Source organism: Agrobacterium salinitolerans (genome assembly GCF_027498475.1).
Classification (GTDB): domain Bacteria; phylum Pseudomonadota; class Alphaproteobacteria; order Rhizobiales; family Rhizobiaceae; genus Agrobacterium; species Agrobacterium salinitolerans.
On sequence record NZ_JAPZLN010000005.1, the window covers coordinates 163,337 to 181,546 of the forward strand.

At 60.3% G+C, this 18,210-nt stretch carries 16 protein-coding genes; 14 read left to right on the forward strand and 2 right to left on the reverse strand.

The features are described from left to right. Window positions 1–122 precede the first annotated feature (122 nt). From O9X91_RS18440 to O9X91_RS18460, 5 genes are read left to right on the forward strand one after another with little or no spacing between them, the layout of a single operon-like run. Window positions 123–950: an ABC transporter permease gene (locus tag O9X91_RS18440; RefSeq protein WP_142913198.1), complete on the forward strand. Its 828-nt coding sequence runs from the start codon at window positions 123–125 to the stop codon at window positions 948–950. Then, window positions 947–1,726: an ABC transporter permease gene (locus O9X91_RS18445; protein WP_065655279.1), complete on the forward strand. Its 780-nt coding sequence runs from the start codon at window positions 947–949 to the stop codon at window positions 1,724–1,726. Before O9X91_RS18440 ends, O9X91_RS18445 begins: the two co-directional genes overlap by 4 nt. Then, window positions 1,719–2,744: an ABC transporter ATP-binding protein gene (locus O9X91_RS18450; protein WP_142913196.1), complete on the forward strand. Its 1,026-nt coding sequence runs from the start codon at window positions 1,719–1,721 to the stop codon at window positions 2,742–2,744. Before O9X91_RS18445 ends, O9X91_RS18450 begins: the two co-directional genes overlap by 8 nt. Before the next feature lie 2 nt (window positions 2,745–2,746). Continuing rightward, complete coding sequence (locus O9X91_RS18455; RefSeq protein WP_142913194.1) at window positions 2,747–3,667, forward strand: nucleoside hydrolase; 921 nt, start codon at window positions 2,747–2,749, stop codon at window positions 3,665–3,667. Then, on the forward strand, window positions 3,664–5,454 hold the full coding sequence (locus O9X91_RS18460) for an adenine deaminase (RefSeq protein WP_269833795.1): 1,791 nt from the start codon (window positions 3,664–3,666) through the stop codon (window positions 5,452–5,454). The genes O9X91_RS18455 and O9X91_RS18460 overlap by 4 nt, the downstream gene beginning before the upstream one ends. Window positions 5,455–5,866: 412 nt before the next feature. Here the strand turns inward: O9X91_RS18460 and O9X91_RS18465 are convergent, their stop codons facing one another. Next, window positions 5,867–6,415, reverse strand: coding sequence for a Panacea domain-containing protein (locus tag O9X91_RS18465; RefSeq protein ID WP_269824837.1), 549 nt, complete (start codon window positions 6,413–6,415; stop codon window positions 5,867–5,869). A gap of 134 nt (window positions 6,416–6,549) precedes the next feature. Continuing rightward, window positions 6,550–7,722 (reverse strand): M20 aminoacylase family protein, encoded by a 1,173-nt coding sequence (locus tag O9X91_RS18470; protein WP_162520523.1) that lies wholly within the window; start codon window positions 7,720–7,722, stop codon window positions 6,550–6,552. A gap of 210 nt (window positions 7,723–7,932) precedes the next feature. On the opposite strand from O9X91_RS18470, the gene O9X91_RS18475 reads away from it, so the two are divergent. From O9X91_RS18475 to O9X91_RS18515, 9 genes are all read left to right on the forward strand, one after another. Next, window positions 7,933–8,640 carry a phosphoribosyltransferase gene (locus tag O9X91_RS18475; RefSeq protein WP_077984086.1) on the forward strand — a complete coding sequence of 236 codons (708 nt, stop codon included), beginning with the start codon at window positions 7,933–7,935 and terminating at the stop codon, window positions 8,638–8,640. A 205-nt stretch (window positions 8,641–8,845) separates the two neighbouring features. Further along, window positions 8,846–9,901, forward strand: a complete 1,056-nt coding sequence (locus O9X91_RS18480; protein ID WP_269833796.1) for a dipeptidase — start codon at window positions 8,846–8,848, stop codon at window positions 9,899–9,901. Window positions 9,902–9,951: 50 nt separating this feature from the next. Beyond that, entirely contained in the window at window positions 9,952–11,592 is a 1,641-nt protein-coding gene (locus O9X91_RS18485; protein WP_269833797.1) for an ABC transporter substrate-binding protein, read from the forward strand. A gap of 18 nt (window positions 11,593–11,610) precedes the next feature. Continuing rightward, on the forward strand, window positions 11,611–12,678 hold the full coding sequence (locus O9X91_RS18490; protein WP_077984083.1) for an ABC transporter permease: 1,068 nt from the start codon (window positions 11,611–11,613) through the stop codon (window positions 12,676–12,678). Beyond that, a complete protein-coding gene (locus O9X91_RS18495; protein WP_142913180.1) occupies window positions 12,675–13,607 on the forward strand; it encodes an ABC transporter permease in 933 nt (310 codons plus the stop codon). The genes O9X91_RS18490 and O9X91_RS18495 overlap by 4 nt, the downstream gene beginning before the upstream one ends. After that, entirely contained in the window at window positions 13,604–14,440 is an 837-nt protein-coding gene (locus O9X91_RS18500) for an ABC transporter ATP-binding protein (protein WP_020813225.1), read from the forward strand. Before O9X91_RS18495 ends, O9X91_RS18500 begins: the two co-directional genes overlap by 4 nt. Next, a complete protein-coding gene (locus tag O9X91_RS18505) occupies window positions 14,437–15,186 on the forward strand; it encodes an ABC transporter ATP-binding protein (RefSeq protein WP_142913178.1) in 750 nt (249 codons plus the stop codon). Before O9X91_RS18500 ends, O9X91_RS18505 begins: the two co-directional genes overlap by 4 nt. 267 nt (window positions 15,187–15,453) lie before the next feature. Beyond that, complete coding sequence (locus tag O9X91_RS18510; protein ID WP_077984146.1) at window positions 15,454–16,356, forward strand: LysR family transcriptional regulator; 903 nt, start codon at window positions 15,454–15,456, stop codon at window positions 16,354–16,356. A 208-nt stretch (window positions 16,357–16,564) separates the two neighbouring features. Beyond that, window positions 16,565–18,100: an ABC transporter substrate-binding protein gene (locus O9X91_RS18515; protein ID WP_269834362.1), complete on the forward strand. Its 1,536-nt coding sequence runs from the start codon at window positions 16,565–16,567 to the stop codon at window positions 18,098–18,100. Window positions 18,101–18,210: the final 110 nt, after the last annotated feature.

An 18,210-nucleotide genomic window follows, 5' to 3' on the forward strand; every position in this document is an offset into this window, starting at 1 on the left:
GGCTCCATTCCCGGAAAAGCGGTTCGGTCGTCCCCTGACCGCTTTTCCACCTTCCAATTTCTCAGGCCGGTGCGTCCGGCTGCCGTAACAACCGGCTTTGAGGCCGTTCAGGGAATAAACCAATGTTTCAGAACCGGGCCGAAGCGCTGGCGCTTGCCTTGCCCGCCGCAATTTTCGCGGCGGCGGTCTTTCTCGTGCCGGTCTTCATCCTGCTGTCTGAGGGGTTTCGCACCACTGACGGCTGGACATTGTCGGCCTATGCCGCCTTCTTTTCCGATCCGCTGAACCAGACGGTTTTCCTGCGCACGCTGAAGCTCGGCGCGCTTGTCACCGTCGTGTCGGCGGTGGTGGGTTATGCGGCGGCTTTTGCCATCGTCAACCTGTCGTCGGGCAAGAAGGGCCATGTGGTCAATCTCGTCGTGCTGCCGCTGATGATCTCGCCGGTCGCCCGCACCTATGCCTGGATCGTCATTCTCGGCAGAACCGGCATCGTCAATCAGGCGCTGCAGGCGGTGGGGCTGAGCGATGCGCCGATCCGCATCCTGTTTTCCGAAACGGCTGTCTTCATCGGCCTTCTGCAACTCTTCCTGCCGTTGATGATCATCTCGCTCATCAGCGCGCTGGAGAATATGCCGAAGGATACGATCTCGGCCGCCCGCGTTCTCGGCGCGAACTGGTTTCAGGTGTTCTGGAAGGTTATCCTGCCCCTCACCAAGGAAGGGCTGGTCGTTGGCGGTACGCTGGTCTTTACCGGTTCGCTGACGGCCTATATCACGCCCGCCATTCTCGGCGGCTCCAAGGTGCTGATGCTGGAGACCCTGCTTTACCAGCAGGTGACGGTCTCCAACAATTTCGTTGCCGCCAGCGTCATCGCCCTCATCCTGATCGTCATGAGCTTTGCCGCCAATATCCTCTTGAAGCGCATCGCCACCGCGAGGAATAAGAAATGACCCGGCAGCTCTTCATTCCGCTCACGCTCCTTCTTGTCGTCGGTTTCCTGATCGGGCCGTTTCTCATCATCGTTGCGGCCTCGTTTTCGGCCGGCGATACGCTCGCCTTTCCGCCGCAGGGCTTTTCGCTGAAATGGATCGCCAAGGTCTTCACCGTCGAAAGCTTCCGCGAAAGTTTCGCCATGTCGATGTTCCTTGCCATCGGCGGCACCTTTGCGGCGCTCATCCTCGGCATTCCGGCGTCCTACGCCATGTCGCGCTACAAGCTGCCTTTTGCCGAGACAGTGCGCACCATCGTTTCCGCGCCGATCATCGTGCCCGGCATCATCGTGGGTCTGGCCCTGCTGCGTTATTTCGTCGTGCCCTTCGGCATCGGCATCACGCTTGCCCTGTTTCTCGCCCACACAGCGCTCATCCTGCCTTATGCGGTGCGGGTGGTATCGGCCAGCCTCAACAATCTGCGCTCCGATATCGAAGAGGCGGCGGTGCTGCTCGGCTCGTCGCGGGTGGGGGCGTTTTTCCGCGTCGTGCTGCCGAATATTCGCGGCGGCATTCTCTCAGCCTTTATTCTCGGTTTCGTAACGAGTTTCAATCAGGTGCCGGTGTCGCTGTTCCTGTCGGGTCCCGGTGTGCGCACGCTGCCCATCGACATGCTCGGTTACATGGAAATCGTCTTCGATCCTTCGGTGGCCGCACTCTCCTCGCTGCTCGCCTTCCTTTCCATCGGCATCGTCTTCATGGCCGAACGTTTTCTGGGGTTCTCCCGTTATGTCTGACGCAAATTATCTTTCGCTCCAAAAAGTCTCGCTCGCCTATGGCGGCAATGTCGCCGTCAAGGACCTCGATCTCGATATCCGCAAGGGCGAGCTGCTCGCGCTTCTGGGACCTTCCGGCTGCGGCAAGACCACGACGATGCGCGCCATTGCCGGGCTGATGCCGGTGGCCGGCGGACGCATCGATCTCGATGGCGCCGATATCACTCGCGTTGCCGCAAACAAGCGCGCCGTCGGGCTGGTGTTTCAGTCCTATGCGCTCTTCCCGCATCTGACGGTTTACGAAAACGTCGCCTTCGGCCTGAAACTCAAGGGCATGAGCGGCAAGGCGCTGGAAGACAAGGTCGCCTCCGGCCTGAAATCGGTGGGCTTGTCCAGCTTCGCGTCGCGCAAGCCGGCGGAGCTTTCCGGTGGCCAGCAGCAGCGCGTTGCGCTGGCGCGCTCCATGGTCATGGAACCAAAGGTGCTTCTGCTCGATGAGCCGCTCTCCAACCTCGATGCCCGCCTGCGCCTTGAAATGCGCACCGAATTGCAGCGCGTGCAAAAGGAAACCGGCGTGACGATGATCTTCGTCACCCATGACCAGATCGAGGCGCTCGCGCTTGCCGACCGTATTGTCGTCATGAAGGGCGGCAAGATTGAGCAGATCGGCACGCCGGAAGAGATTTATAACGCGCCGGTTTCGTCCTTCGTGGCGGATTTCGTCGGCTTTGAAAACATCTTCGCGCTTGATGGCGGCGCGTTGAAAACCGCAAACGGCACAACACCGCTTACCGGACCAGTCCCTTCAGCATCTGGACTGGCCTGGCGGCCGCGCATGGTCACCCTCGGTTCAGGTCCTTTCCAGGGAACCGTGCGCGGCACCTCCTTTGCCGGCAACAGCCGCGAATATCTGCTCGATACGCCGCTCGGCCCCATCAAGGCGGAAACGGACGCCGCCTTGGCCGCCCACGCCATCGGCGATACGCTCGCCTTCGACCTGCCGGTTGACAAGGCGGCGAGCCTCAAGGTGTTCAGCTGACCATGGGTGTGTGGATCGATACCGATATGGGCTTTGACGACATCGCTGCCATCATGGTGGTGCAGTCGGCAGGTCTTGCCATCGACGGCATCTCGCTGGTCTTCGGCAATGCCACGCTGGAAGCGGTCTCCGGCAATGCCGCGGGTGCGGTTGCGGCCTTCGGCTGGTCGATGCCGTTCCATCAGGGCCGCGCCATGCCGGTGCTGGGTGCGCTGGAAACAGCGCAATCGATCCTGGGCGAAAGCGGCATTCCGACCGTCGGGCAAAGCCTGCCGGAGGCGCCGGCTCTGCCGAAAAGCGATGCCTTTGCAGCACTCTGCGGCTGGCTGGAGGGGACAGGCGAGAAGCGTATTCTCGCGCTTGGCCCGCTCACCAATATCGCCGCCCTGTGCCTTGCCCGGCCGGATCTTGCCGCCAGAATTTCCGAACTCACCTGGATGGGCGGTGGCGTGACGAGCGGCAACCACACGGCCTCGGCCGAATTCAACGCCTTTGCCGATCCGGAAGCGCTGGCCATCGTTCTTTCGCACGGCCTGCCGTTGCGCATGGTCGATCTGGACGCCTGTCGCAAAGTCACCGCGGGAGCGGCCGATGTAGCGCCGATCCGTAACGCCGGCGGCAAGAATGCCGGGCTGATCGCCGATTTGCTGGAAGGTTTCATCGGCATCGCCGCCAGCCGTGGCAGAGCCGCCATGGCGCTCTACGATCCCGTGGCCGCCGTCGGCTTTACCTCCGGTCTCATCGGTTGGCGTCATGCGCGGATTGATGTCGAGCTTCAGGCGGCGCTGACGCGCGGGCGAACCGTGGTCGAGACGCGCGCTCAGAAAGCTCAGGCCTTCAACGCGCATTTCGCCGAGACGGTGGATGCCGAAGGTACGAAGACGGCGGTTCTCGAGGCGCTGCGCCGGGAGGCCGCCCGATGAGTGCGAACTCTTTGACATCCGAGCCTGCCGATCTCAACGACGACACGCTGCGCGCCCGTGCGGTCGGCGCCGCACGCGGTGATGCGCCTTTCGACATTCTCGTCACCGGTGGAACTCTGGTGGATGTGGTGACGGGAGAGCTTCGCGCCGCCGATATCGGCATCGTCGGCCCGCTGATTGCCAGCGTGCACGAGCGGGCAAGCCGAAGCGACGCCGCTGGGATCATCGATGCGGCAGGGGCCTATGTCTCGCCCGGCCTCATCGACACACATATGCACATCGAAAGCTCGATGATCACGCCGGCCGCCTATGCGACGGCGGTTGTCGCCCGCGGCGTTACCACCATCGTCTGGGACCCACATGAATTTGGCAATGTGCATGGTGTCGATGGCGTGCGCTGGGCGGCGAAATCAATCGAGAACCTGCCGCTGCGCGCCATTCTGCTTGCCCCGTCTTCAGTGCCGTCTGCGCCCGGTCTGGAATGTAGCGGGGCGGATTTCGATGCTGCCATTCTTGCCGATATCCTGACATGGCCGCAGGTCGGCGGTGTCGCGGAAATCATGAACATGCGCGGTGTCATCGAGCGCGATCCGCGCATGAGCGGCATCGTGCAGGCCGGGCTTGTCTCGCAAAAGCTGCTCTGTGGCCATGCGCGTGGCCTGAAAGATGCGGATCTCAACGCCTTCATGGCGGCGGGCGTCTCCTCCGATCACGAGCTTGTCTCCGCTGAAGACCTTCTGGCGAAGCTGCGGGCAGGGCTGACCATCGAGCTGCGTGGCTCGCACGATCACCTGCTTCCGGAATTCGTGGAAGCGTTGAATGCGCTCGGGCATCTTCCGCAGACGGTAACGCTCTGCACCGACGATGTTTTCCCTGACGATCTGCTGAAGGGCGGCGGGCTTGATGATGTGGTGCGCCGCCTTGTCGGTTACGGGCTGAGGCCCGAATGGGCGCTGCGTGCTGCCACCCTCAATGCCGCCCAACGGCTGGGCCGCCCCGATCTCGGCCTCATCGCCGCCGGTCGCCGTGCCGATATCGCCGTCTTTGAGGATTTGAGCGGCTTTTCAGCCCGTCATGTTCTCGCCAATGGCCAAGCAGTTGCGGCAGGTGGCCACATGCTCGCCGATGTCCAGGCCTGCGATGCGACAGCCCTCAAAGGTTCGATGAAGCTGCTGCTGCGCAAGGCCGATGATTTCCGGGTCGCCTCGGAAGGGGCAAAGGTGCGCCTCGCCACCATCGACCGCCCGCGCTTTACGCAGTGGGGCGAGGCGGATGCCGAAGTGAAGGACGGTTTCATCGTTCCGCCCGAAGGCGCGACGATGATTTCCGTCACCCATCGCCACGGCATGGCCGAGCCGATAACCAGAACCGGCTTCCTCACCGGCTGGGGAAACTGGAACGGTGCCTTCGCCACCACCGTCTCGCATGACAGCCACAACCTCACCGTTTTCGGCGGCAATGCCGATGACATGGCGCTCGCCGCCAATGCGGTGATAACGGCAGGTGGCGGCATGGCTGTCGCTTCCGAAGGCAAGGTCACCGCAGTTCTCCCGTTGCCGCTTTCAGGCCTCGTTTCCGACGCCCCGCTTGAAGACGTGGCAAAGGCTTTCGAAGTATTGCGCGAAGCCGTCGGCAGGGTCGTGGAATGGCAGCCACCCTATCTTGTCTTCAAGGCCTGCTTCGGCGCCACGCTCGCCTGCAATATCGGCCCGCACCAGACGGATATGGGCATTGCCGATGTGTTGACGGGCAGGGTGATGGAGAGTCCGGTGATACAGGTGCGATGACCTTTTGGCTGTTCGAGTTAGATTTCAAAGCTGATTTTGGAGCCTAATCAACTACAAGTGCCAAATCATCGGATGTCAAAACGTTATGGCTTTGAGCGGCGTCTTTAATCCTCTGTCGTAGCGACGGAGCGATACTCCCATGATGTCGCTCTTCATCTAACAGTGCTCCACTCACCAGCGTCGAACGGATTGTCAACAGATTCGTTGTGTCAACAAACGAGGTGTGATTCAGAAAATGCGCTTCGAAATTCGTAATAGATACGGCGAGTTCGCGCGCTTTGCGGAATTGAGGCGGTTCACTATTTACAAAATAAAACCGGTTCGTTGCCGGACAAATGCATATGCAAAACTTATCATGGGGATTGGGTATAAAATCGCAATATATACGTAAAACGTCCCATTTCTGCATATCTCAACCTGTGCAACTCGAAGTTGCAATCAGGTGTTTTTTTGCGATTTCTGGATTGTCTAGGTCGTTTAGCCAGATTTCCACATTCATCTCGTTCGCTGCTGTGCCGACCCGTTCCCAAGCCTCGATATATGCGGGATCTTCGTGTGAAATTTCTTTAAGCTCGCCAAAAGACAGATGGCCGTATTTGTTGACTGCATCGGCAAGATATTCACGATCACTTCCAGATAGTAGAGGTGACGGCTCTGTTCCTTTAGGATACACATGCTGCTTGTTGCCATTTACTTCAATGACGACTCGCTCTTCTAGGCGATCTGCAACTTCATCTGGATATTCGCCATTCAATAGATTACGCACGGCAGATGGAACGGGACCGTGTTCCATCGCTACGTATCTGTCCCCAGTTATGGGACGTCCATAATCCATGATGTGTTCGCGATCTGCAAAAAACAGAAGCTTGCCGATGTAATATTGCGTCATTCCTGGCTTTTGCTGGGCCAGAAACTCAATTGCATCAACTGTTTTTTGCCAGTCGAAATTAAAACGTATCATTTTTCCACCTGATAACGCAGATCATGCGCCAGGCCGATTATTATATGAAATTTGTGACCAAAGCACGAACTTTCCAGCAATGTATTCGTGACGAATGGTACGGTCTAGAAGACGTGAGAGAATTTCAACAAATCTCACTCCGCCGCCAGTTCCTGCTCCACCAGCGTCGCCCAGAACGCCACGCCCGGCACGATGGCCGCATCGTTGAAGTCGTAGGAAGTGTTGTGGTGCAGCGCGCCGTCCACGGCCGGGCCATTGCCGAGCCAGACGTAGCAGCCAGGGGCTTCGCCCGCGAAAAAGGCGAAGTCGTCGCCGGCGGTCGAAGGCGGGAAGGCGGTGCGGGTCTTGTTGCCGAAGACGGTTTTTGCGGCGCGCAGCGCCCGTTTCGTCGCGTCCGCCTCGTTGATGACGGGTGGAATACGGCGGATGAATTCGTAATGCGCCTCGATGCCGAACATTGCCGCCGTGCCCTTTGCCAGCCGGCCGATTTCCGCTTCGAGCTGGTCGCGCACATCAGCCGCATAAGCACGCGCGGTGCCGCCGATTTCGACGAGATCGGGAATGACGTTGAGCGCCTTCGGGTCACCCGCCTGCACCGAACAGGCGCTGACGACGGCCGGCTGCAGCGGATCGACGACGCGGCCGACGATGGTTTGCAGCGAGGCGAGGAAGGCGCCGGCCGCCGTTACCGGGTCGCGGCCGAGATGCGGCTTGGCGCCGTGGGTGCCGATGCCCTTGAAGGTGACGCGCCAGCTATCGGAAGAGGCGAGCTGCGGGCCTTCCACCACGGCCATTTCGTCAACGCCCAGCCCCGGCATGTTGTGCAGGCCATAGACCGCATCGCAGGGAAACAGGGTGAAAAGCCCGTCCTCCACCATCTTCTTCGCGCCGCCGCGGCCTTCTTCGGCGGGCTGGAAAATGAAATGTACGGCGCCGGAAAAATCACGGGTCTTTGCGAGGTAACGCGCCGCACCCAGCAGCATGGCGGTGTGGCCGTCATGCCCGCAGGCGTGCATCTTGCCGGGAAATTTCGATTTGTAGGGCCGGTCGGGAACTTCCGGCATGGCAAGGGCATCCATGTCGGCGCGCAGGCCGATGCTGCGGGTGCCGTTGCCCACCTGCAATGTGCCGACCACGCCGGTACCGCCAAGACCGCGATGCACCTTCAACCCGGCCCTTTCGAGAAGATCGGCGACGATGGCGCTGGTTCTTTCCTCTTCGAAGCCCAGTTCCGGGTGCGCGTGCAGGTCGTGGCGAAGCTCCGTCAGGAATGGCAGGTCCTCGCCGATGCGGTCCAGCAGTCTCATGGGCGGCTTGTCCTTGAATATGGGAAAAACCCGCGTCATAGGTGGGTTCGTCCGAATGCCTGTTGCTTTGTTTCCTTCTAGCTGAAAAAGCCAATGAAATGAACCCGCAGCATGTTGCGGTTGTTAAAATGCCTGATGTGAAGAACCGGGTTGGCGTGGCTGAAAAATGTGAGCGCTTTTCGCCGCCCCGCTCCTGAAAGGAACAGAACGATGCCGTCATCCGCGTCGCCCGTCGTCCCATCCCCCGCCGCGCCTCATGAGTTCTGGCAGGATATACTTCCGCCCGCCACCTTCGATACGGCCGGTCCGCATTCCACCTTCTTTCCGGCGGAGCTGGATGACGGCCGGCAGATCTGCCTGCCGATAAGGCCGCTGGCGGATGGCGAACATGCGCTTGCCTCGCTCATCGTCAATCAGGCTTCTTTTGAGGTGCTGGAGGTGCTGGCGGCCGATCTGGCTGCAAAACTTCTTCCCTTCAAGCCCGATGTCGTCATCGGCCTGCCGACGCTGGGGCTGACGCTTGCCGCCGCTGTCGCCAGGCATCTCGGCCATTCCCGTTACGTGCCGCTCGGCACCTCGCGCAAATTCTGGTATCTGGAGGAACTGTCGGTGCCGATGTCCTCCATCACCACAAGGCAGGAAAAACGGCTCTATATCGATCCGCGCATGCTGCCGCTCATCGAGAACCGGCGCGTGGCGCTGGTGGATGACGTGATCTCCAGCGGCAGTTCCATCATATCGGGTCTTTCGCTTCTCGCCGCCTCCGGCATTCGGCCTGCCGTCATCGGCGCAGCCATGCTGCAATCGGATCGCTGGCGGGAAAAAATCGCCGCTTTCGGGCCGGAGTGGCCGGAGCGGGTGAGGGGTGTTTTTTCGACGCCGCTGCTCACCAAAGCGGAAGGCGGCTGGCGCGCCTGACGAAACGCAAATTCCGCCAAAAGGCAAGTGGTGATAATTTCACCGCTGCCTAATTTGTGTCTTGCGAAGCTTTGTGAGATCGGCCTAAGATCAACGCCGACAGACAATAGCGGTCGGCGAATGGTGCGTCGGTTTGCTTTCGCTCGGTGTCATCCCGGCGTCTGCCCGCTCCCTTTGTTCTTGCCGGTTACTGGAATTTCTTCCCATGCATGCAGTGTTCGACGGTCATAATGATGTGCTGCTTCGGTTGTGGCGCAACAGCAAGGCCGGCGCCGATCCGGTGGCCGAATTCAAGAACGGAACACGCGAAGGCCATATAGACGGTCCGCGTGCAAGGGCAGGCGGTCTTGGCGGCGGTATCTGCGCCATCTATATTCCCTCCGGCGATCTCATTCTTCAGGAACCGGACGACAGCGGCCATTACAACACGCCGCTCGCTTCACCGCTGGAGCGCCAGCCCTCACTGGATATCGCCATGGAAAAGGCGGCGATTGCGCTGAGGCTGGACCGCGCCGGCGCCTGGCGGCTTTGTCGCTCCACGGCTGATATCCGCAAGGCCTTTGCCGACGATATTTTCGCTGCCGTGCTGCATATGGAGGGCTGCGAGGCTATCGGGGCCGATCTCGACGCGCTGGAGGTTTTTTACGCCGCCGGCCTGCGTTCGCTCGGCCCGGTCTGGAGCCGGCACAATATATTCGGCCACGGTGTTCCTTTCTCTTATCCCATGTCGCCCGATACCGCGCCCGGTCTCACCGATGCCGGTTTCGCGCTGGTGAAGGAATGTAACAGGCTCGGCATTCTCATCGATCTCGCGCATATCACCGAAAAAGGCTTCTGGGATGTGGCGAAGACCACCAACCAGCCTTTGATCGCCAGCCACTCCAACGCACATTCGCTCACTCCCGTCGCCCGCAATCTCACCGACAGGCAGATGGACGCTATCAGGGAAAGCGGCGGTCTGGTCGGCCTCAACTATGCCGTGACAATGCTCAGGCCCGATGGGCGTGACATTGCCGATACGCCGCTCTCCGACATGGTGCGCCATATCGATTACATGGTGGAACGTATGGGCATCGACTGCGTGGCGCTTGGATCGGACTTCGACGGCGCGACTGTACCCGTTGGTATTGCGGATGCCAGCGGCAACCACAATCTGGTTGCGGCGCTGAAATCGGCGGGCTACGGTGATGGAGAACTTGCTAAAATATGCCGGGAAAACTGGCTGCGTGTTTTGTCTGAGGCCTGGCGCGAGGCGGCCTGAGAACAGTTTTAAGCGAACCAAATCAATCTTATAACAAAAGGGGAGATCCTATGATCAAATCGCTCAACAAATCCATGCGTATTCTCAGCACCAGTGCCGCCTTGTCGCTGATGATGCTGTCTGCACCGCATGCCTTTGCCGCCACGCCGGCCGATACGCTGGTCGAAGGTTTTGCCATCGACGACATCATCACGCTCGATCCGGGTGAGGCTTTCGAACTCTCCGCCGCCGAAGTCACCGGCAATACCTACAGCAAGCTGGTTTCCATCGATATCAACGACACATCCAAGGTTGTCGGCGATCTGGCCGAAAGCTGGACGACATCCGACGATGGCCTGACCTATACGTTCAAGCTGAAATCCGACCTGAAATTCGCCTCCGGCAATCCGGTCACGGCCGATGATGTGGCTTTCTCTTTCGAACGCGCCGTGAAGCTCGACAAGTCGCCGGCATTCCTGCTGACGCAGTTCGGCCTCAGCGGTGACAACGTCACCGAGAAGGCGAAGGCTGCAGATGCGAATACCTTCGTTCTGACGGTCGACAAGCCCTATGCGCCGAGCTTCGTGCTGAACGTGCTGACCGCGACCGTCGCTTCGGTGGTCGATAAGAAACTGGTCATGGAGAAGGCGAAATCCGTAACCCCGAGCGCCGATTACAAATATGATACGGATTTTGGCAACGACTACCTGAAGACCGGTTATGCCGGTTCCGGCCCTTACAAGATCCTCGGCTGGAAGGCCAATGAGGCCGTGATCATGGAAGCCAATCCGAATTATTACGGTGAAAAGCCGAAGCTGAAGCGTGTCGTCTATCGCCATATGAAGGAAAGCTCCGGCCAGCGTCTGGCGCTTGAAAACGGCGATATCGACGTGGCCCGCAACCTTGAGCCGGGTGACATGGAAGCCGTTTCCAAGAAGGAAGGTCTCGCGATTACCTCCGCGCCCAAGGGCACCGTTTATTACTTCAGCCTCAACCAGAAGAACGAGAACCTGAAGAAGCCCGAAGTCGTCGAAGCCTTCAAATATCTCGTCGATTATGACGCGATCGGCGCGACCATCATCAAGGGCATCGGCGAAGTCCACCAGACGTTCCTGCCGAAGGGCCAGCTGGGTGCGCTGGACGAGAACCCCTACAAGCTCGACGTCGCCAAGGCCAAGGAACTTCTCGCCAAGGCCGGTCTGAAGGACGGCTTCACGGTGACCATGGATGTGCGCAACACCCAGCCGGTGACCGGCATTGCCGAAAGCGTGCAGCAGACGCTGGCACAGGCCGGCATCAAGCTCGAAATCATCCCCGGCGACGGTAAGCAGACGCTGACCAAATATCGCGCCCGCACGCATGACATCTACATCGGCCAGTGGGGTTCGGACTATTTCGACCCGAACTCGAATGCCGAAACCTTCACGATCAACTACGATAATTCCGATGAAGGCAAGAACAAGACGCTCGCCTGGCGCAACGCGTGGGACGTTCCGGAGCTGACCAAGGAAACGCAATCGGCGCTTTTGGAGAAGGACAGTGCCAAACGCGCGGCGATCTACCAGAACCTGCAGAAAGAAGTCCTGGCGAAGGGTCCCTTCGTCATCATCTTCCAGCAGACGGAAGTTGCCGGTTATTCCGCAAAGCTCAAAGGCCTGAAGCTCGGTCCGAGCTTCGACACCAACTATGTCTACAACATCTCCAAGGAATGATCCGGAAGGATCGGTCTCTTGAGCATCGTTGAAGCAAACAGCCGGGCGAGGCAGGGCAAACGCCGTGCCAACGCCCGCGTGAAAGCCGTTCTCGGCTTCGCCGTCACCGTCATCACCACCTTCCTGGGGTTGATGGCGGTCACATTTTTCATTGGCCGTGTGGTGCCGATCGATCCCGCGCTGGCGATCGTCGGCGACCGCGCGCCTGCGCATGTGGTCGAGCGCGTGCGTGAGCAGCTCGGCCTCAACCTGCCGCTCTGGCAGCAGTTCTTCCTTTATCTGAAGCAGGCGTTGTCCGGTGATTTCGGCACCTCTGTCCTCACCACCAATCCTGTCATGGAGGATATCAAGCGGGTGTTCCCGGCGACGATAGAGCTTGCCACCATCGGCACGATCATCGGAGCCGTCTTCGGTATTCCGCTTGGCGTGCTTGCCGCCGTGAAACGCGGCAGCTTTGCCGATCAGGTGGTGCGCGTCATCGGCCTTATCGGTTATTCCGTGCCGATCTTCTGGCTTGGCCTTCTGGCGCTGTTGGTGTTTTACGCCCGGCTGCAATGGGTGGCTTATCCCGGGCGAATGGACATTGTCTATGAATTCACCTTCACGCCGGTCACGGGCTTCTTCCTGATCGACGCCATCTGGCAGCGGCAATGGGACGTGTTGTGGGATCTCTTCCGCCACATCATCCTGCCGGCCTCTCTGCTCGGTTATTTCTCGCTGGCCTATATCAGCCGCATGACGCGTTCCTTCATGCTGAACGAGCTTGCCCAGGAATATATCGTCGCGGCCCGCGCCAAGGGGCTTTCGGAAACGCGCATCATCTGGTTCCACGCGCTGCGCAATGCCGCCGTTCCGCTGGTGACGGTGATTGCGCTCTCCTATGCCGGTCTGCTGGAAGGTTCGGTGCTGACCGAAACCATCTTCGCCTGGCCGGGGCTCGGCCTCTACATCACCAATTCGTTGCAGAATGCGGATATGAATGCTGTTCTCGGCGGCACGATCGTGATCGGCGCCATCTTCGTCGGCATCAATCTCTTCTCCGATCTGCTTTACCGGACGCTCGATCCAAGGACGCGCAGCCGATGACCCTTTCGACCGATACGATCAAACCCTATAGCCGCGAATGGCTGCTCTCTGACCGGCCGGCCTCGCGCAGGCAGGCGCGGCTTGGGCGCGCCTATGTCATATGGCGGCGCTTTTCAGAAAACCGGCTGGCGCTGCTCGGGCTCGGCATCATCATCGCGCTGCTATTCGTGGCGCTGTTTGCCGATGTTCTGGCCCCGCATAACCCGGTGCAGGGGGACCTGCGTAATGCCCGGCTTCTGCCACCCGGCACGGCCGGTTATCTGCTTGGCACCGATGATCAGGGGCGTGATATTCTTTCGCGCCTCATCCACGGTTCGCGGCTGACCCTGTTCGTTGTGCTCTTGGTTGCCATCATCGCCGCTCCTATCGGACTGATCGTCGGCACCGTTTCGGGTTATGCCGGGGGATGGGTGGATGCGGTTCTGATGCGCATCACCGATATTTTCCTTGCCTTCCCGAAGCTTGTTCTGGCGCTGGCGCTGGTCGCGGCCCTCGGGCCGGGCATTGAAAATGCGGTGCTCGCCATCGCGGTCACCTCATGGCCGCCCTATGCGCGCATCGCGCGCGCCGAAACCATGACCTTCCGCAATTCCGATTTCATCGCGGCGGTCAAACTCATGGGCGCGTCGCCGTTCCGTATCGTGCTAAAACATGTCATGCCGCTGTGCATGTCGTCGCTGATCGTGCGCGTGACACTGGATATGGCCGGCATCATCCTCACCGCAGCCGGTCTCGGCTTCCTTGGCCTCGGTGCCCAGCCGCCGTTGCCGGAATGGGGCGCGATGATCGCATCCGGCCGCCGGTTCATTCTCGATCAATGGTGGGTTGCTGCCATGCCGGGTATCGCGATCCTCATCGTCAGCCTCGGTTTCAACCTTCTGGGCGACGGCCTGCGCGATGCGCTGGATCCGAAGGAGGCGGGCCAATGAGCGCGCCGCTTCTGACCGTTGAGAACCTGCGCGTATCCTTCCCCACCCGCACCGGGCTGGTGGAGGCTGTGCGCGGGGTTTCCTTCACGCTCGGCCGCGAGCGTCTCGGCATCGTCGGCGAATCCGGCTCGGGCAAATCGCAGACCGGCCGCGCCATCATGGGCTTGACCCCGAAAAACGCGCGTATCGAGGCGGACGCCCTTCGCTTCGGCGATATCGATCTGCTCAAGGCCTCTGCAAAAGAGCGAAGGATCATGCGCGGCAAGCGCATGGCCATGATCCTGCAAGACCCGAAATATTCGCTGAACCCGGTCATGACCATCGGTCGCCAGATCATGGAAACGCTGCGTACCCACGAAAAGATCGGCGGCAGCGAGGCGCGCCAGCGCACGCTTGCCATGCTCGAAGCGGTGCAGATACGCGATCCCGAGCGCGTCTTCGATCTTTACCCGCACGAGGTTTCCGGCGGCATGGGCCAGCGTGTCATGATCGCCATGATGCTGGTCTGCGGCCCGGAGCTTCTGATCGCCGACGAACCCACGTCGGCGCTGGACGTCACGGTGCAGCTGGAAGTGCTCGATATCCTTGACAAACTGGTGCGGGATCGCGGCATGGGACTGATTTTCGTCAGCCACGATCTGCGCCTCGTCTCTTCGTTCTGCGACCGTGTTCTCGTCATGTATGCCGGCAAGGTGGTGGAAGAGCTTGCTTCCGCCAATCTGAAGGAAGCGAAACATCCCTATACGCAGGGCCTGCTGAACTGCCTGCCGGAAATTGGCGGTCACCGGCATCCGCTGCCGGTTCTGGAACGTAAGCCGGAGTGGCGCGCATGAGCACGGTTCTTTCTATCAGAGACATGGTGGTCGATTTCGACGGTTACATCGCGCTCGACAGCGTCAGCATCGATGTGGCCGAGGGTGAATCCTTCGGCATCGTCGGCGAGTCCGGCTCCGGCAAGTCGACCCTGCTGCGCGCCATTGCCGGCCTAAACCATTTCGACGAAGGCTCGCTGATGGTGGCAGGGCGCTCCTATGCCGGGAAGCACCGCGACAAGAGCTTTTATAGCGATGTGCAGATGGTATTCCAGGACCCCTATGGTTCGCTGCACCCGCGCCAGACGGTGGATGCGCTGCTGCTCGAACCGCTGGTCATCCACGGTCTCGACAATCGCGAACAGCGCATTGCCCGCGCACTGGACGAGGTGGGGCTCGGTTCCGGCTTCCGCTTTCGGTATTCGCACCAGCTTTCCGGCGGCCAGCGCCAGCGCATCGCCATTGCGCGTGCGCTGATCGTCGAGCCGAAAATCCTGCTTTTGGACGAGCCGACTTCGGCGCTCGACGCCTCCATTCAGGCGGAAATTCTTAACCTGTTGGAACAGGCCCGCAAGGACCGCAATCTCACCTTCGTCATGGTCAGCCACGATCTCGGCGTCATCAGCCACATGTGCGATCGCCTTGCTGTGATGAAAAGTGGCAAGGTGGTGGAAATGCTGGAGGCTAAGGCGCTGGAAAGCCGGGAATTCAGCGCGGATTATACCCGCCAGCTGCTTGTGGCGAGCGAGGGTTTCAAGCGCGTTTGATTGGCGAGGCGTTGCCTCCCTTTCTTCTCCCCGCCCGGGGAGAAGATGCCCCGAAGGGGCAGATGAGGGGGCCAGCTCTCCGCATCTCTCTGCCGTCGCCCCCTCATCCGGCGCTACGCGCCACCTTCTCCCCGGCGGGGAGAAGAAACGACCTGCAACCTCTCGCTTCTTATGCGCCGTCAACGTCCCGGCCGATGTATTCTCTCTCCCCGCCGCGGTGGTATGCTGGCCGCCAACGCCGACCCACCCGAAAAAGGTACCCACCCCATGCAATTGCGCGCACTGATGTATTTCGACGAACTGGTCCGCACCAATTCCATGCGCGCCGCGGCGGAAAACCTGAATGTGGCGCCGACAGCGGTGAGCCGGCAGATAGAGAACCTCGAATATTATTTCGGCTCGCCTCTGGTGGAGCGTTCCAGCCGTGGCGTGAAGTTGACCGCTGCGGGGGAGCTGCTCGCCGCCCGCGCCGGCAAGACGCTGCGGGAACTCGACCATGTGCACCAACTGATAGACGATCTGAAAGGCCTGCAACGCGGCCGGGTCACGGTCTATGCCAATGGTGCGACGGTGGCGAACCTTCTGGCGCCGGTGCTGGCGCAGTTCAGCCTGAAATATCCGAAGCTGCGTTTCGAGGTGCATATTACCAGCGCCCGCCAGGCAATGGAGGCGCTGGGGGCGGCGGAAGCGGACCTGGTCGTCAGCCTGTTCGCGCCGAAAGTCTCCGGTGTGAAAGTGCGCTCGCGCACCCGTATCAGCTATGACGCGATCTTTCCCGCCGGTCATGCGCTTGCCGGGCAGGCGGAAGTTTCGCTCAAAGAGCTGGTCGGGCTGCCGCTCGCCCTGCCGGACAAGAGTTTCGCTGCGCGTCAGGCCTTCGACACGATGTTTGCCGATGCCGGCATCGAGCTTGATCCCGTCTTCATCACCAGCTCTTTGGAAATGCTGAAGGAACTGGTGCTGGGCCACGCCGCCGCCACGCTTTTGCCGGCGCTTTCGGTGGCGCGTGAAATCCGCAGCGGACAGATGGTCGCCGTTCCGCTCTCCGGCAAGAAAGGTATCCACACCCAGATCGATCTCTGCGTTGCGCCGGACCGGCAATTGTCCTTCGCCGCCTCCAAGCTTGCGGACTTCATTGAGCGCTTCATGCGCGAGGCGACGGCAGGGTAGTTTCTTCTCCCCGCCGGGGAGAGGAATTAGCCAGCATGGAGAATTGCCCACCAAGGTTGATTTCCATCCGCATTTCCGTGTAGCCATTTCAGCTACACGGAGCACACAAAAATCGAGATTGTGTGTGCGCCTGCAACATGACACTCTTTTTGCAACGGGCGGTCTTCGGAAGGGCAAAAATGCCCCGGCCGCCAGACAGGGGACAATGATGCCACGCACTTATCTTTCGCAGGCGGCAACGTTTTCGCGCCGCGCCGCGCTGACCCTCGCATTAGGCACGGCGCTCTGGTTGCCGCTTTCGGTAACGGTGGCCGAAGCCGCGCCAAAAACCACGCTGACGCTTGGCATGGCCGTCGAGCCGGCCGGCCTCGATCCAACCATCGCCGCGCCCGTGGCCATCGGCCAGGTCACCTGGCAGAATGTCTTTGAAGGTCTGGTGAAGATCGACCGCGAAGGCAAGGTGAGGCCTCAGCTTGCCGAAAGCTGGGAAATTTCCCCTGATGGCAAGACCTATACATTCAAGCTGCGCAAGGGCGTTACCTTCCATGATGGCGCGGCTTTCGATTCCTCTGTCGCGAAATTTTCGCTGGATCGGGCGCGTGGCGAAAGCTCGGTCAATCCGCAGAAACGCTTCTTCGCTGCCATTGACAGTATCGAGACGCCGGATGCCGCAACGCTGGTGCTGAAGCTGAAGCAGCCGGCCGGCAGCCTTCTCTACTGGCTCGGCTGGCCGGCCTCCATGATGGTGGCGCCGAAAAGCGCCGAGAATAACCGCACCACGCCGGTCGGCACCGGCCCGTTCAAATTCGTGAACTGGGCCAAGGGCGACAAGGTCGAGTTGCAGAAGAACGACGCCTATTGGGACAAGGCCGTGGCGGTGAAGCTGGAGAAAGCGACCTTCCGTTTCGTCTCCGACCCGCAGGCGCAGGCCGCGGCACTGAAGTCCGGCGATATCGATGCCTTCCCGGAATTCGGCGCACCGGAACTGATGACCTCCTTCGATGGCGATGCGCGCCTTGGCACCTTCGTCGGCAATACCGAACTCAAGGTCGTGGCGGGCATGAACAATGCCCGCAAGCCCTTCGACGACAAGCGCGTGCGTCAGGCGCTGATGATGGCGGTGGATCGCGGCACGGTGATCGAAGGCGCCTGGTCCGGCTTCGGCACGGCCATCGGCAGTCATTACACGCCGAATGATCGCGGCTATATCGATACGACCGGGGTACATCCCTACGATATCGACAAGGCCAGGGCGCTGCTTGCCGAAGCCGGCTATCCGGATGGGTTTAGCTTCACCATCAAGGCGCCGCAAATGGCCTATGCCCAGCGCACCTCGCAGATCCTGCAGGCTATGTTTGCCGAAATCGGCGTGACCATGACCATCGAGACCACCGAATTTCCGGCGAAATGGGTTGCGGATGTTCTCAAAGGCGCGGATTACGACATGACCATTGTTGCCCATGCGGAGCCGATGGATATCGATATCTACGCGCGCGACCCGTACTACTTCAATTACAAGAACCCGGCCTTCAATGAGGTCGTGGCGAATGTCGAAAAGACGGCGGATGCCGGCGAGCAGGAGAAGCTCTATGGCGAAGCCCAGAAAATCCTCGCGGAAGATGTGCCCGCTCTTTTTCTTTTCGTCATGCCGAAACTCGGCGTCTGGGACAAGAAGGTGAAGGGGCTTTGGGAAAACGAGCCGATTCCCTCGAATGTGCTGACGGATGTGCATTGGGAAGAATAGGGTTTGTTGTGAGGGGTAGGGCGCAGTTTCCCCATCCACCTCACTCCTGTGCTCGTCACAGGAATCCAGCCAGCCCAAGTCCTTGGGCTGAGGGGAGTTTTTCCACCGCA